The sequence below is a fragment of the Roseibium algicola genome (assembly GCF_001999245.1).
Classification (GTDB): Bacteria; Pseudomonadota; Alphaproteobacteria; order Rhizobiales; family Stappiaceae; genus Roseibium; species Roseibium algicola.
On the sequence record NZ_CP019630.1, the window covers coordinates 852,220 to 865,912 of the forward strand.

A 13,693-nucleotide genomic window follows, 5' to 3' on the forward strand; every position below is an offset into this window, starting at 1 on the left:
CAATGCCCTGAAACATGCCTTACGGCATCGTGGAGCCCTCAAGGGCCCTCATCCACCCGCTGGCGCAGATCCGCCTTGACCTCGTCCAGCGATGCAATCCGCCGGAAGATCCGACGGCCCAGCCAGAGCCCGAACACAAGCAAGAAGAAGCCCAGAGACGGCCCGTAGGGTGCCGGAACAAGGACAACAGCGAACAGTGCCGCGAAGGCAAAGGCCAGCTGGACCAAAAACCGGATTGTCTGTGCATTCATGCAGTCGCTCCAACATCGTCCCGCAGGTTATCCCGGCGTCGATTTGTAATCACCTGCCATCTGCCTTCCGTCTTGCAATCAGGGCACGCATTCTGGAAAGTGACGCCAGCACATCAGGGCGACACCCTACCATCACACGAACGCACGGGCACGTAATGCTGAAACGATCCACCTGCCTCGGCCTGCTGGCAGGCAGCCTGCTTCTTTTCCAGACGCCGATGGATGTCCAGTCACAGGATTTTACCGAGAAGGTTCTGGGTGAGACCATATATGTCCCGGCCTATTCGCGGGTCTTTTCCCATCCGAACAGGTCCGACCTTCTGGCGGCAACACTTGCCATCCACAATGTCGACCCTGAAGCCACCATTACGTTGCAGCAGGTCGATTATCACAACGAGGATGGCACCTTGCTGCGCACTCTGCTTGATGCGCCGGTGGACCTTGCGCCCCTGCAGTCGAAAACAGTGCTGATCCCGATCAACGACACCACTGGCGGCGTCGGGGCGAATTTCCTTCTCGTGTGGTCGTCGGATAGCGGCGCCCTCAGCCCCATCGCAGAAGCCATCATGACCAGTGGCAGCGGCGGTCCCGGCCCCTCTTTCACGTCACGAGGCCGGGTGATCAAGCTGCAAACGGCGCAGTAGATTTCGCCAAAAATGCATTACATGGGCTGCGCGCGGTTCATGCCGCCCATGTTTTCACACCGTAAATCGATGCTTTGATCAGGCCGAGATGCGCTCGATCTTCGCGCCGCAGCGGGTCAGCTTGTCTTCCAGACGCTCAAACCCGCGGTCGAGGTGATAGACACGGCTGACCGTTGTTTCGCCTTCTGCTGCCAAACCGGCAATAACCAGCGAGACGGACGCCCGCAGATCCGTTGCCATGACCGGAGCACCGCGCAGGGTCGAGACGCCGTCGATCATTGCCGTGCGGCCGTCCACATGGATCTGGGCGCCGAGGCGGGCCAGTTCCTGCACGTGCATGAAACGGTTTTCAAAAATGGTTTCGGTAATCCGGCTGGTGCCGCCGGCCTTCGTCATCAGAGCCATGAACTGGGCCTGCAGGTCGGTCGGAAAGCCCGGGAACGGTTCGGTGGTGATATCCACCGGCTGGATGCCGTTGCCGTTGCGGTAAACCTTGATGCCGTCGGCGGTCTGCGTAATGTCCGCACCGGTCTGGCGAAGTGTCTCGAGCGCCGTTTCCAGAAGGTCCGAACGGGCGCCTTGCAACAGAACGTCACCACCGGTCATGGCAACAGCCATGGCATAGGTGCCCGTTTCGATCCGGTCCGGAACAACCGCGTGATGCGCACCATGAAGGCGCGGCACACCCTGGATGCGGATGGTCGATGTGCCTTCACCCTCGATCTTCGCGCCCATGGCCTTCAGGCACTTGGCAAGATCGACGACTTCCGGCTCACGCGCAGCATTGACGATTTCCGTCTCGCCACTGGCCAGCGTCGCCGCCATCATGATTGTGTGGGTTGCACCGACGGAAACCTTCGGAAACTCGACGCGAGCACCTTTCAGCCCGCCCGGGGCCTTGACGATGACATAGCCGCCGTCGATCTCGATCTCGGCGCCGAGCGCTGCCAGACCGTCGATGAAGAAGTCTACCGGCCGCGTGCCGATTGCACAGCCGCCAGGCAGCGAGACCCGCGCCTCATGGCTGCGGGCAACCAGCGGTCCGATAACCCAGAAGCTGGCACGCATCTTGGAAACCAGCTCATAAGGCGCGGTCGTGTCGACGATTTCACGGGCGGTCAGGTTCAGCGTCTGTCCGGCAAGGTCATCCTGGCCGCTACGCTTGCCGTTCACCGAGTAATCAACCCCGTGATTGGACAGGATCTGCATAAGCTGGGCAACGTCGCGAAGGCGCGGCACATTCGACAGCGTCAGGGTCTCATCCGTCAGGAGCGATGCGATCATCAGCGGCAGTGCCGCATTCTTCGCGCCGGAAATCGGAATGACACCATTCAGTTCCGCACCGCCAACGACCTTGATACTGTCCATGTTTTTCCCCGAACAGGACCGTGCTCACCGCACGGCCATCCCTTTGCATACGTCAAGAAACTCACATCAAACGTGCGGTCTACACGCAAGTTATGGCCCATGCAAGGCGCGCAACCGGCTGCGACCGGGCAATTTTGGGGCGACACAGTCCTGCCGAACAGCCGGCTGGTGGCCCTCAGTCGGCGTCCCGCGTCTTGGCAGCAGACTTGCGGCGGCGCAGATTGGCTCTCAAGGCTTCGGCCAGCCGGTCTTCGCGGGATTTCGCCCCGGCTTTGTCCGACGCCTTTTCGCCTGACTGCTTGCCGGATTTTCCGCCGCCGCTTTCAGCGGACTTGTGCTGCTGGTCTTTTTCGCCCATGGCGCGCCTGTGTGATGATCCTGTGATTCATTTGTCTAGCAAGCTGCCCGCAGCTTGCCTAGGCATCTTGTGTCTTCCGCATTGTTTGCCGCTAACCCTGCCAGCTTCAGCAGCATTCGGTCTTCCCATCGCTGCCCAAAACGTGTCCGCGGCCATGCCGTCCCCCACCAGAGATAAGCAGCATCGCGCCAAGAAGCCTGCACGCGGTGCAGAGCCCCGCCTTCAGTCTTCCCTGTTCCCAAACTTCTGAATTCCCTGGATGCTGCTTCCACCCGCCTTTCGGCGAGGGCCTGTCTCCCCTCTCCCGAAAAGGCCAATCTGCTCTGCGCCTCGACCGGCAAGATTGCTTAATATCCACAGGCGAAACAGGGCCAAAAGCACCAGCTTTGCCGCGCCAACCCTTCAATCGTCCCGGCTTTGACGGGAGGGAGCAAATGACTGCGGAAAAAAATCCCAAAACACTGCTTGCGTCCCCGAAGGTCTTATGGCAAAAGCCCCCTCATTCCGGTCGGCACCGCTGATCGGCACCAGCACTTGCGTCTTGCAACTCAAGCTTTTCAAGCAAAAAAGTTCGACGCCGCGCCTGTCCCAAAGACAAGCCAGATGCTGCCGTAGCTCAGGGGTAGAGCACTCCCTTGGTAAGGGAGAGGTCGAGAGTTCAAATCTCTCCGGCAGCACCATTTAAATCCAATAAATTCAGTCACTTAGATCAAAGAAAAATTCACCCTCCTGTAAACTTCTGCGGAAACAGACAGGGAACAGAGACCATCTTGCAGCACTTTTCGTGCAAAACACGAACAGCTATGTACTGCATTTGTTTCCTCATCACTGACATGTCGGTTGTTACTGGTTCTGTATTGTATCGTTGTATTGCCGACGAGCGGAAGGATCGATGTGTTCCGCTGGTGATTGTCTTTGAACCACGTAGACCTGAAGACGCGTTGGCTTTCATGGGAATAGACGCGAAAGCTGGAACCTGTTTTCAGCCTGACGCTGAAATCCCAGCAACGGTCGCCACTATCACTTCATATCTGAAGATCAAACTTGTGTCTTTGTCGACATCTCGGCCAGTTCAATTGGAAACGAATAGTCACGACCAAGCGGACGATATTCAGCATTATAGGACAACTATGTGCCAACATTTCATAGAACCGCAACAAGAGACCGGGTTGGGGCCGTCAGCGACGCCAGTGAAGTCGATTGTACCGCCCCGCGGCATGGCCGGTTTGAGCCCGAAATGACCGATGCTGCGGCGTGCATGAATGACGGCTTTCTTGTTTCTGCTGACTAGGAATGTCAGTAGAGATTTTGCCATTGGCTTGCTCGGAACACAGCCGACACTAAAGTTTCGTCCATAGACTGGCGGTAGAGGATGTTGAATTTGCTCAAAACTTATTCTGGAAGTTGCCATTGTGGCGATATAGCGTTCGAGGCCACCATTGATTTTTCCGAAGGGACTAGCCGATGCAACTGCACCTTCTGCCGGAAAACACGAAACTGGACTGCGGCAACTACTCCGGAGCATTTTCGGATCACACAAGGCGATAAGCTCATCCGGAAGTATGATGCCACTGATCAGGGAAGCAATTATCACTGTTTTTGTTCAATATGCGGCGTGCGGTTGTTCAGTGAGGGTGACATCCCTGAATTGGGAGGCGTTTATGTCACTGTGGCAATTGCGGCACTCGACGATGCAAGTATTGAAGAACTGAATTTTGCTCCGATTACTTGGATGGATGGTTTGCACGACAATTGGTTCAGCCCACCGCAGGAAACTGAGCACCTGTAGAGTTGTAGGGTAGTGCGGTTCGTGAGGTCAGGCGATGGGTACGCGACCACTTGAGTTTTGCCAGAGGTCACAAGCGGTCTAGTTGGCCTGACTAGGTCTTGGAGCGGACATCCACTAACAGGAAGTCGAGGTCCGCTTTGTCCGCATTGCTGTCATCTGGTGGCCAGCCCTCTTCGCAGATGCAACGGTTGGCTGCTTCGGTGGCCCTCATCGCAGCGCCATTTCCGGAAGTAAATGACCGATAAGGCGCCGGGAGCGGACTGGCAACCATGGGCGACCGAACTGACCGAAGCGGCCATTCACGCGAGCAATACGCGCGGACGCAATCGGCCGAGGCTGTGTGGAAACTGAAGTGTCCGGTCGTGTTCGAGACCTGGGCCCGGGTATTGAGCGGAAGCAGCCGGAATTGCTTTTTTGCCAACAGTAATCTGTTCAGAGCGGCGTTTTGCGGTCCTGAGGCGCTTTCCGACGAGCGTTCCGCTTGGAATAAGCCCAGTCAGGCCAAGATCTCCTTTACCAGTAGCCTGGCGCCGATCATGTTCATCACTCGTTTGATGTTGTAGGCGAGGACGTGGAGCGCCATTTCGGTGCGTACGTTCTTGAGCCTACGCATCTGGAAATGGGTGGCACCCATCGCAGCCTTGATCGTTCCAAAGGGATGCTCGACCGTGCAGCGCCGGGTGCGCATCAGATCCGGAGTTTCCTCCATGCGCTGGTACATCGTCTCGATCAGATGTTCGTGCTCCCAGCGGGTGATCCGGCGCTCTTTTCCTGTCGTGCAGCGTGCTTTCATCGGGCAGAACTGGCAGTCGTTATGCCAGTAGCGCCGGTGCATGAGCCCGTTTTCCTCTCGCGTATAGCGGTAGGTCAGGACCTTGCCGGATGGGCAGGTATAGGTGTCGCTGTCCGCGTCGTAAAAGAAGTCAGCCTTCACGAACATACCCTTCTTGCGATTGCCCGACGTCTCTGGCCGCGGGACAGTCGCAGTAATTCCGTCCTCGTCGCAGGCAAGCAGTTCGGCACTGTTGAAGTATCCACGGTCGGCAATCGCGTTCAGCTTTTCTGCCTGCAGGGCTTGTTTGGCCATCTTCGCCATGGGAGCCAACTGCGCCCGATCATGCACGACGTTGGTCACATCGTGGGCGACGATCAAGTGCGTGGCCGTATCGACTGCTGTCTGGACGTTGTAACCCACGAGGCCCGTGCCTTTGCCGTAAGTTGCCATCGACCTCGCGTCAGGATCGGTCAACGATATCTGGCCGTCCGGAGTGTCCTCAAGGCGGTTGGCGATCCCTTGCAGCCGCTGAACTTCATGGCGGAGCCGCGACAGCTTCTCCTTCAGGCGCTCGACCTTGCGCAGTTTTGTTCCGGACGTCTCCTGCCGGTCGGTGCGATCCATTTCTTCAAGATATCGGGCCGCGCTCTGTTCCAGATGACTGATCCGAAGCTTGACCTTCCCGGACGTGAAATTTCGATCCCGATTGTTGACCGCTTTCATCTTGCTGCCATCGATGGCCACGGTGCCTGAGGCCAACACGCCAATCTGACGGCACAGCTCGACGAACCGAGCGCAGGCCTTGCGGATGGCCGGTCCGTTGTCCTTGCGAAAGTCGGCAATCGTCTTGTGATCGGGCACCAGCCTGCCTGTCAGCCACATCACCTCGACATTGCGGCCGGCTTCCTTCTCCAGCCGTCTGCTGGACGTGACCCTGTTCATGTAGCCATAGATGAAAAGCTTCAGCAGAACAGCAGGGTCATACCCGGGCCGCCCAGTCTGAGCCGGCGCAATGCGATTGAACCCCGAACCCGCCAAGTCGAGAGCATCCACGAAGACATCAATCACCCGAACCGGGTGATCCTCGCCGATCCAGTCCTCCAAACGCTCCGGAAACAGCGTTTCCTGCTTCCGATCCACGCCCTCGATATACCCCGACATCCCCACCTCCAATTACTGAAGGCAAGTATACTCAAATCCCGTGTTTCCACACAGCCTCGGCCCAAAGCGGCGGTACGTCGCGATCTCAATCAATGGAGGCTTTGCGGTCCTAAATTGGTCGTTCGCAGGATCTCATCCCTATCTGCAAAGTAGCCGTTCGTTAGGGGAGTAGCGAAGGTCTATTAAGGGCGGGAAGTGAATGTTTACCGTGGTTGGAACGAATGTCTGAAACGGAGCCGCCAACGGATTGTCTGCATATTTTTTCAAAGCGTGCTTAAGCAGCCATTCTGCGAAAGGTTTTATGGCCGTACACCAGTAGCTGCATTTTTAAGACGACGTCGTGTGCAAGATGCGATTGGGCTGGCGCAACCTATTTCCGACAAGCGGATATGGTTTCACATTTGTCTCGTCCCGAGTAAGTCGCGGCGACACTGCCTATCACCCTCCTTGCAACCGGTCACTTGATCGAACAGCGTCTCTCAGAAACTACCCGCCCGTAAGCCCCGTTCCTGCAACATCGTTGAAATTCACGTAACGCCTCGACGAAACGCTGTATGGATCCTCGCTGGCGTCAGTCTGGGAGGCGAGGACTGTCGCGCTGCTTGCGTCTTCCGCATTGAAAATGTCGTAGTGACGTTCGAAGGCGATGGGGGTATCACCTCCCGGATTCAAGAACACGTTGGTCGCGTCAAGTGTGCCTAGACCGGTCAACATCGGCGGTGAAGTGACGACGATGGCTGATACGGGTCCCCGACCGGCTACGTTCGCAAGTGTCATCAGCCAGCTGCCATCCATCGCCGTGTGAACGGCGGCAAGTTGGATCGGGCCGCCGCCAGGTCCGCAAAGGATCACGGAAACTGTCGCACCAGGCGCTGCCGTCCCGGTCAAGATGGGTGAGATGTAGAGAAGATCTTCCTTTTCCTCCTCATCCTCTTCTTCCGGATCAGCGAGAACCCTGTCAATTTCCAAGGGATCGGGCGCAGCGTTCAGGATATCGATGTCAAAAGCGAAGTTGTTGAGCGGATTGGAATCGAGCCCGCGAGTACCGTCACTCGTCACAGTCACTACGTTGACCGCGTTTTCGATGTCTGCCGAGGACGGAAACAACACTTCAAGTCGCAACGTCAGAACCTGTGGAGCCGATCCGGCCTCCACGGTGCCGAGGGTCCAGTTGATCCGTCCGGTTGCCGCATCGTAGACGCCGCCACCGCTCGCACTGACAAAACGATAGATGCGAGGATCGGCAAGATCCACCACATTGACCCCGTCTGCCTTGAAGGCGCCAACATTCGAGACGGTGATTTGATAATCCACTATGTCCCCGGGGCTGACCTCCTCGACATTGTTGGTTTTGGTCACCAGGAGATCCGGATAGATCAGGCGGTCCGTGTGAGTATCGCGGTTGTTGTCAGGTGTCGGATCAGTGCCGCCTAGCCCATTGTCCTCGATTTCGACGACGTTTGTTGTCGTTGTGTTGCTCGAGGCAAGCCCCGCCTTGACCTTCAGAACCATGGTGAAGGTCTGCAGGCCATCGTCCGGGGACAGCGTGTTGAAGCGCCAGGCGACGGTACCGGACGCCGCGTCATAGCTGCCACCATCGCTTGCTGAAACAAATTCGAAAACGTTAGTGTCGATCCTGTCGATGACCTGGACTTCGGCGGCCACCCGTGTGCCGACATTCTCAGCTGTGATCGTAAAGCTGACGGTTTCGCTGCCACCGATGACGACAATGTCGTTGGTCTTGGTCACGACCAGGTCAGGTGCCGGTGAACGCCCGTCGACGAAAGGAATGATTGTTGCTGTGTCGGTGTTGTTGTCCGGAGTCGGATCGGGCTCGTCCAGCGTAGCAGTTGCCCGGTTGACCAAGAACAGGCGGTCCGGACCGCTATCGGTCACCGGTGACAGAGGTTCGTGCAGCTGCGCCGTCATCTCGATGCTGACCGACTGGCCAGCTGTCAGCGATCCGAGACTGATCGAGAATTCCTGACAGGCTCAACTGTGGAGCATTCTCTTTCGCCGTTTAAAGCGCGACCGTCTGGAAAGACCTGATATCGATACAGTGCAATGTCGAGATATCCGAACCGCAATTTTTCTAAGCGGCGATCGTTGGAAGAGTGCTTGATATGTCCGGACACTAGGGGTTCAACGCAGGCAGCGTCATTGCCGAAGCCTCACGCAGATGCCCACTCTGCATTTTCCTCACAATACGGCTTACGGCCTGCCAGTCTTCACTGCGTTCCTGGGGGCCACCTAGGCCGTATCGGGCAGAGGTTATCGGTAGCAGCGCGCGCTCAATCCGTTCCAGGTCTACTGCCGGCGTAACTGGAGAACGCCCCGCCCAGTCGTCGAGAGTGTGGATCGTCGTTGAAAGATCCTTTTGCCTGATGGCCTCGAGCAAGAGCTTTAAAGCATAATTTTTGCCTGCCAACTTCCGAGCCTGCCGGTCACGTAAATGTCTTCGAAGATAGGGCCAGGCAAGGAAACCCGTCAGGCCGAGCAATAGCATTAACGTGCACAAACCTATCACGTTTTTCAAAACCCAATCCGCCAAGCGGTTCGAAGCTGAGACCGATGCACCGGTCGCTGATATTTCAACCGGGTCCAGCGTAGCGGTCTGCACTTTCTTGCCGTCGATATCGTACCAGTCGATATGCAGAGCCGGGAGAATACCGGAACCATTGCCTTGGACCATGAGTGTCAACTTTTCGGATCTTGTCCCCGATACGACGCCTCTTTCGTCATGCTCCTCTACAACTGGGTCGTCCCGGTAGGCGGCAAATCCTCCAATCGCCGGAACCTCAGTCAAATGCGGCAGAATGATCGGTGAAGCGCCGGTGATCTTGGCGGTTATTGTCCGGGTGATGCTGTCACCCGGCTTGAGCTCAAGTAGGTTCTCCGAAATCTTGTGCGACAGGCTCAGACCGTTGGCGGCAATGAACGGGTCCAGACTTTCCGCACCTTTTGGGACTATTCCCCGCAGTGTGACCGGATCAACGGCCAACTCCACCTTGACCGGTTCGGATGTCTGCGGATCAGCATAGGTCACTTGCAGTTTCTGAACTGGAATCGAGAATTCTCCCGGGACCATTGGCGAAACAAGATATCGTCGAGAAACACCTGACCAGCTCTCACCGTCGATCGTCCTGCTCGTTGGCGAGGTGGACCGCTCCGGCTGGCGGATGCGAAGATTGGGCACATCGAGTGGTGGAAAAGCGACGGGCTCCGGCATCCAGGTCGGCACTAGAACCGTCACCCGCAAAGTCAGGTACTGGCCAGGAATTGTCTCTTCTTCCTTGAACTCCACCTCTACGATGGGCTCAGTTCTGCCCTGAGCGCTTGCCTGATTTGACAGTAAGCAAGTCAGAATCAGGAGAAGAAGGAAAGGCGCTCTCATTGTTCAGCCGCCTCTATCGCAAATCTCTGACGGAGGAAATCGCTGGTCCTTGTATCGACCAGGTTCATCCATTGCTGAGCGGTCAAGAGCCCGGATGAATCGCCTTCCTCACCGATAGCGGTTTCAGCTCCCTGGTTCTCTTCGTTGTCAAAAACGACTTCATCAGCACCGATACCTCGGTCCTCGCCCGTGTCCGATTGCTCGCGGGTGGTTTCGACATAGTCGACGATTTCCTTAGCCGTTTTGAGGTTTTCGGCCGCTCCAGGGTAGTCCGGATCAAGTTCCAGCGTTTCCTCGAATGCCCTGACGCCGTCCCGGTAAGCCCTGTTGCGGATATGGGCGAGGCCCCTGGCAAAAGCGGCCTCCGGCGTCTCAATCCTTTCATAGGCCTCCGCCGCGGCTTCATATTGACCGTCGCGATAGAGCGCTCTTGCCTTCCACATGGGATCGGAGAAGAGATCGGCGGCGGCTTTGTAGTCCTTGTTCTGGTAGGCGAGCCTGCCTCGCTGATCAGCTGTGAAAAACCAGTCTGCGACATCGGCTTTAGCGCTTTCAGGAGCCCCAAAAGCAGAGACCGTTACTATAATGATCAGCCAGCGCATGGTCCATCCGCGCCGGAACCATAACAGTGCCAGTAAAGCTGCGGGCCATGCGAGAATCCATCCCCTGTCGTCCCATGGTTGCGTTCCGCTTTGGTTGAGCGCGCGCCGATAGTCAGCATTGAGGGCTCTGTCGAGGGTTCGCAAGTCTGCATCGTCCGGCGACACACGAACACGGACGAAATCAAGATTGGCAAGCTCGCTACCCGTCACGCCCTCCGACAACATTTCCAGCGCTCCGATTGCAACATCCGGATCGTCTGCCGCATTGAGGGTGTCCACGTCTTGCGATCCGATCTCGTCCAGAACGAACAGCACGGCTCCGCTTGTTTCTTCGTTTTTCAGGACGGCGGTCGCAGTCTCGAATGCAGTAACGGCATCCGCGCCCTTTTTCGGCATTATCTCAGGGTCCAGTCCTTCCAGATAGGGCTTGATCACAGTCGGGTCGTTGGTCATCGGGACGACAAGATGCGCCGTTCCGGCATAAGCGACCAGGGCCGTTCTTGCGCCCGCACGCAGCTTGAGGAGATCCTCGGTCTTCTGCTTTGCCCGCTCCAGCCGCGTTGGGACGACATCGTTTGCGGTCATGGAGGGGGTTACTTTCAGGATCACGACCATTGGTGCGGTCTGGGCAACAAACGGATCTGGAATTCGCGTCCAGGCAGGCCCGGCGGCGCCGATCAGGGCAAGCGATATGATTGCAGCGACCCAGTCGACCGGCAGCAAGCGCTTTCGGTCATTCGTCCGGAGGGTCAGGGCGTCTCGCAGATGGGGGGCGAGCCCTGCATCGGGCACACCGGCCTTCCTGGCACGGTAGCGGATCAAAACCCAGATCGCAGCGATCACCGGCAAAAGCAGCAACCAGACAGGCCGGATGAAGTGAAATTCGGACAGGAAAAATCCAATGTCTGTCATGTCGTCGCCCTCCCGGACCGTAACCCCTTGCTCAAGACAAGAAGTGCGATCAATCCCGTCAGCGCAGCAATGAGGAGCGGCAGATAGGCAATGCTTGTCTTCGGGCGGTAGGACAGCGTGTTCGTCAACCGCGGCGCCAGTTCATCGATCCGGCCATACACCTCGCGAAGGCCCCTTTCGTCTTCCGCAAAGAAGAAGGAACCTCCCGTCCTGGCGGCAACCGTCTTGAGTGTTTCCAGATCGACACGGTCCTCGCCGGCCGCATCCGGGTCACCAACCCCGATCGTGAAGATCTCGATCTCCTTGCCGGCCGCGATTTCCGCCGCATTCACCGGGCTCATGCGGCTAGCCGTATCGGTGCCGTCCGACAGCAGGATCAGAAGACGCTGGTCGATATCGCTTGCTTCGAAGGTGCGAATTGAAAGACCGATGGCATCACCGAGCGCCGTATGCGGCCCCGCCATGCCGACCTCGGTCTGGTCCAACAACGTGGTGATTGTGGTCAAATCCTCCGTCAGCGGTGCCTGGACATAGGCCCTGGAGCCGAAGACAATCAGTGCCATCCGGTCGCCCTCACGCTCGGCCACGAATTCCCCGACAACACCTCGCACAGCGTCGAGGCGCTGCTTGCTCTGCCCTTCCGGCGTGTTGAAATCCTTCGCGTCCATAGATCCGGAAATGTCGATGGCAAGGACGACGTCACGGGCGGATTGCTCCACCTCGACCGCTTCCCCGATCCGTTCCGGCCGGGCAATCGCGATGACGAGGAGGATCCACACGATGCCCGCACATACCATCTGGATCGCTGTTCGCCTCAGGATTACCGCTCCCGGCCCGGTTTTTGCGCTGGCGGTTTCGGCGATCCGTCTGAAAAAGGGAAACCGCAGCGCCGGCACGCGTTCCCGGTGCGGCGGCAACAGCCAGAAGACAAGCAAGGGCAACGGAAGTGCGAGGAGTGCCCAGGGAAATGCAAGCGTGATCATCGGCTGCCTTCCCGTCGGTGCGATCTGATCCATCTGGCCGCGGCAGTCTCCAGTTCCGCCGACGGCGGCACGTCCCGATAGGGGGCCGCCGTAAGTGCCTCCCCGGCTGCGCCATCAAACGGGCTTCCCTTGCAGGTGGATCGCAGGAAATGCAGCCAGTCCGCGCCCGTCAATCCGGCTACGTCCTTCCTGGGGAACGCGGCCAGCGCGGTTCTGCGCACAATTGCCGCGATCTCCGCCGGTACCCCCTGCGCCTGTGCCAGTGCTCCGAGCGCGGACCTGCGGTAGGCGTTGGCGCGCCAGCTGCGGTAAAGACGAAAGCCCGCAAGCAGGGCAAGAATGATGACGGCAATTACCAGGGCTCCCCATCCCCAGGTCTGCGGCATCATGGAAACGGGCGGCGGATCTCCAGGCTCAACCAGCTTGTCCAGCAGGTCGAGAAGGCTTGTCTGTTGGGACCCGCTCTCGCTCACAGCCGCCTCCCGGCCAGGCCCATATAGTGTGCCATCTGCTCCACACTGTCCCGTGCGGTCGTCAGGGGCAGGACAGGAATACCGTAGAGCCGCTGCCAGTCGAGGACCTCGGCCAGGCGACCCTTCGCCATTTCTGTCAGCCGACGGTGGACTTTCGTGTCTCCCGTGTCGATTTCCGCCTGCAGCGTACCGTCTGAAACGACGATGCGCCGGCCTTTGGGGAGCGTGTCCGTGTAGGGATCGGACACCAGTCCAAGCACCAGGTCGTTGTGCCTCGATATGCCAGCAACGAGTTTGTGCGTCAGTGCATCTGTTTCATCGAAATCGGAGAAGACCAGTACCAGGTGATCCCGTTTGGCGATGCGGGCGACAGATTTCAGAACCTGATTGAGCGGCATCGGCGTGCTTACGGGCGCTTCGGCAGACAATAGGCTGTTGGCGTCGGCCAGCGCCGTCAAAAACGCGTCAAGGGAGCGCCGGCTTCGACCGGGGCGAATTTCCGCAATCGCCTGGTCGCCGAAGACAATACCCCCAACCCTGTCGCCCTGATCATGGATGCGAAAAGCCGACAAGGCAGCACATTGTGCGGCGGTAACTGACTTCATGTTGAGTTCTGATCCGAAGAACATCGACATGCGCTGGTCCACGACGATCAGCGTTGGCCGGTCCCGTTCTTCCGTGAAGATCCTGACATGCGGCGTGCCGGTGCGGGCCGTGACTTTCCAGTCGATAGCCCTGACGTCGTCCGACGGCAGATATTGGCGCAGTTCCTCGAAATTGAGCCCCCTGCCGCGCAGGCGTGACGCATGCCTGCCGTTCAGTATACTCCGGGCAGGCTGGCGCGGCAGGAAGGTGATGCGGCGCGCCTTGGCCTGAAGCACTCTTAAATGGGCAAGGTCGACGCTGATGCGCGGGTCAGCAACATTTCCAGGTGTGCCGTGCTCCTTCAATCCTGCCCGCATCCGTGCTGCCCTGTCGCGCAT

General features: G+C 58.1%; 12 protein-coding genes and 1 tRNA gene. 3 read left to right on the forward strand and 10 right to left on the reverse strand.

Going from position 1 to position 13,693, the window contains the following annotated elements; genetic code table 11:
• Positions 1 to 38 precede the first annotated feature (38 nt).
• Positions 39 to 251 carry a hypothetical protein gene (locus B0E33_RS04070; RefSeq protein WP_022999898.1) on the reverse strand — a complete coding sequence of 71 codons (213 nt, stop codon included), beginning with the start codon at positions 249 to 251 and terminating at the stop codon, positions 39 to 41.
• Positions 252 to 406: 155 nt separating this feature from the next.
• Here B0E33_RS04070 and B0E33_RS04075 point away from each other — a divergent pair, with 155 nt between their 5' ends.
• The gene (locus tag B0E33_RS04075; RefSeq protein ID WP_077290488.1) at positions 407 to 895 is read left to right on the forward strand and encodes a DUF3124 domain-containing protein; all 489 of its coding nucleotides are present in this window, start codon (positions 407 to 409) and stop codon (positions 893 to 895) included.
• 78 nt (positions 896 to 973) lie between these two features.
• Here B0E33_RS04075 and murA read toward each other — a convergent pair whose 3' ends face one another.
• Both murA and B0E33_RS04085 read right to left on the reverse strand, forming a co-directional pair.
• Positions 974 to 2,263 carry a UDP-N-acetylglucosamine 1-carboxyvinyltransferase gene (gene murA, locus B0E33_RS04080; protein WP_062489663.1) on the reverse strand — a complete coding sequence of 430 codons (1,290 nt, stop codon included), beginning with the start codon at positions 2,261 to 2,263 and terminating at the stop codon, positions 974 to 976.
• Between the two features lie 175 nt (positions 2,264 to 2,438).
• The gene (locus tag B0E33_RS04085) at positions 2,439 to 2,621 is read right to left on the reverse strand and encodes a hypothetical protein (protein ID WP_022999895.1); all 183 of its coding nucleotides are present in this window, start codon (positions 2,619 to 2,621) and stop codon (positions 2,439 to 2,441) included.
• 605 nt (positions 2,622 to 3,226) lie between these two features.
• Between B0E33_RS04085 and B0E33_RS04090 the strand changes: the two genes are divergently transcribed.
• A tRNA-Thr gene (locus B0E33_RS04090) sits at positions 3,227 to 3,301 on the forward strand.
• A 692-nt stretch (positions 3,302 to 3,993) separates the two neighbouring features.
• Positions 3,994 to 4,410 carry a GFA family protein gene (locus B0E33_RS04100; protein WP_077290490.1) on the forward strand — a complete coding sequence of 139 codons (417 nt, stop codon included), beginning with the start codon at positions 3,994 to 3,996 and terminating at the stop codon, positions 4,408 to 4,410.
• A gap of 496 nt (positions 4,411 to 4,906) precedes the next feature.
• Here B0E33_RS04100 and B0E33_RS04105 read toward each other — a convergent pair whose 3' ends face one another.
• The 7 genes from B0E33_RS04105 to B0E33_RS04135 all read right to left on the reverse strand — a co-directional run bounded on the left by B0E33_RS04105 (position 4,907) and on the right by B0E33_RS04135 (position 13,693).
• Positions 4,907 to 6,346 carry an IS1182 family transposase gene (locus B0E33_RS04105; RefSeq protein ID WP_077290491.1) on the reverse strand — a complete coding sequence of 480 codons (1,440 nt, stop codon included), beginning with the start codon at positions 6,344 to 6,346 and terminating at the stop codon, positions 4,907 to 4,909.
• Between the two features lie 486 nt (positions 6,347 to 6,832).
• Positions 6,833 to 8,275, reverse strand: a complete 1,443-nt coding sequence (locus B0E33_RS04110; RefSeq protein WP_077290492.1) for a DUF11 domain-containing protein — start codon at positions 8,273 to 8,275, stop codon at positions 6,833 to 6,835.
• Between the two features lie 205 nt (positions 8,276 to 8,480).
• Positions 8,481 to 9,650 carry a BatD family protein gene (locus tag B0E33_RS04115; RefSeq protein WP_167579487.1) on the reverse strand — a complete coding sequence of 390 codons (1,170 nt, stop codon included), beginning with the start codon at positions 9,648 to 9,650 and terminating at the stop codon, positions 8,481 to 8,483.
• Positions 9,651 to 9,736: 86 nt separating this feature from the next.
• Positions 9,737 to 11,254: a VWA domain-containing protein gene (locus B0E33_RS04120; protein WP_077290494.1), complete on the reverse strand. Its 1,518-nt coding sequence runs from the start codon at positions 11,252 to 11,254 to the stop codon at positions 9,737 to 9,739.
• Positions 11,251 to 12,237: a VWA domain-containing protein gene (locus B0E33_RS04125; protein WP_077293139.1), complete on the reverse strand. Its 987-nt coding sequence runs from the start codon at positions 12,235 to 12,237 to the stop codon at positions 11,251 to 11,253. The genes B0E33_RS04120 and B0E33_RS04125 overlap by 4 nt, the downstream gene beginning before the upstream one ends.
• On the reverse strand, positions 12,234 to 12,710 hold the full coding sequence (locus B0E33_RS04130; protein ID WP_077290495.1) for a DUF4381 domain-containing protein: 477 nt from the start codon (positions 12,708 to 12,710) through the stop codon (positions 12,234 to 12,236). Before B0E33_RS04130 ends, B0E33_RS04125 begins: the two co-directional genes overlap by 4 nt.
• A complete protein-coding gene (locus tag B0E33_RS04135) occupies positions 12,707 to 13,693 on the reverse strand; it encodes a DUF58 domain-containing protein (protein ID WP_077290496.1) in 987 nt (328 codons plus the stop codon). Before B0E33_RS04135 ends, B0E33_RS04130 begins: the two co-directional genes overlap by 4 nt.

Bases quoted from the DNA above. Each gene is read 5' to 3' on its own strand.
- B0E33_RS04120 (WP_077290494.1), bottom strand. From the start codon at position 11,254: ATGACAGACATTGGATTTTTCCTGTCCGAATTTCACTTCATCCGGCCT.
- B0E33_RS04110 (WP_077290492.1), bottom strand. From the start codon at position 8,275: ATGACGGCGCAGCTGCACGAACCTCTGTCACCGGTGACCGATAGCGGT.
- murA (WP_062489663.1), bottom strand. From the start codon at position 2,263: ATGGACAGTATCAAGGTCGTTGGCGGTGCGGAACTGAATGGTGTCATT.
- B0E33_RS04085 (WP_022999895.1), bottom strand. From the start codon at position 2,621: ATGGGCGAAAAAGACCAGCAGCACAAGTCCGCTGAAAGCGGCGGCGGA.
- B0E33_RS04070 (WP_022999898.1), bottom strand. From the start codon at position 251: ATGAATGCACAGACAATCCGGTTTTTGGTCCAGCTGGCCTTTGCCTTC.
- B0E33_RS04100 (WP_077290490.1), top strand. From the start codon at position 3,994: ATGTTGAATTTGCTCAAAACTTATTCTGGAAGTTGCCATTGTGGCGAT.
- B0E33_RS04125 (WP_077293139.1), bottom strand. From the start codon at position 12,237: ATGATCACGCTTGCATTTCCCTGGGCACTCCTCGCACTTCCGTTGCCC.
- B0E33_RS04105 (WP_077290491.1), bottom strand. From the start codon at position 6,346: ATGTCGGGGTATATCGAGGGCGTGGATCGGAAGCAGGAAACGCTGTTT.
- B0E33_RS04135 (WP_077290496.1), bottom strand. From the start codon at position 13,693: ATGCGCGACAGGGCAGCACGGATGCGGGCAGGATTGAAGGAGCACGGC.
- B0E33_RS04075 (WP_077290488.1), top strand. From the start codon at position 407: ATGCTGAAACGATCCACCTGCCTCGGCCTGCTGGCAGGCAGCCTGCTT.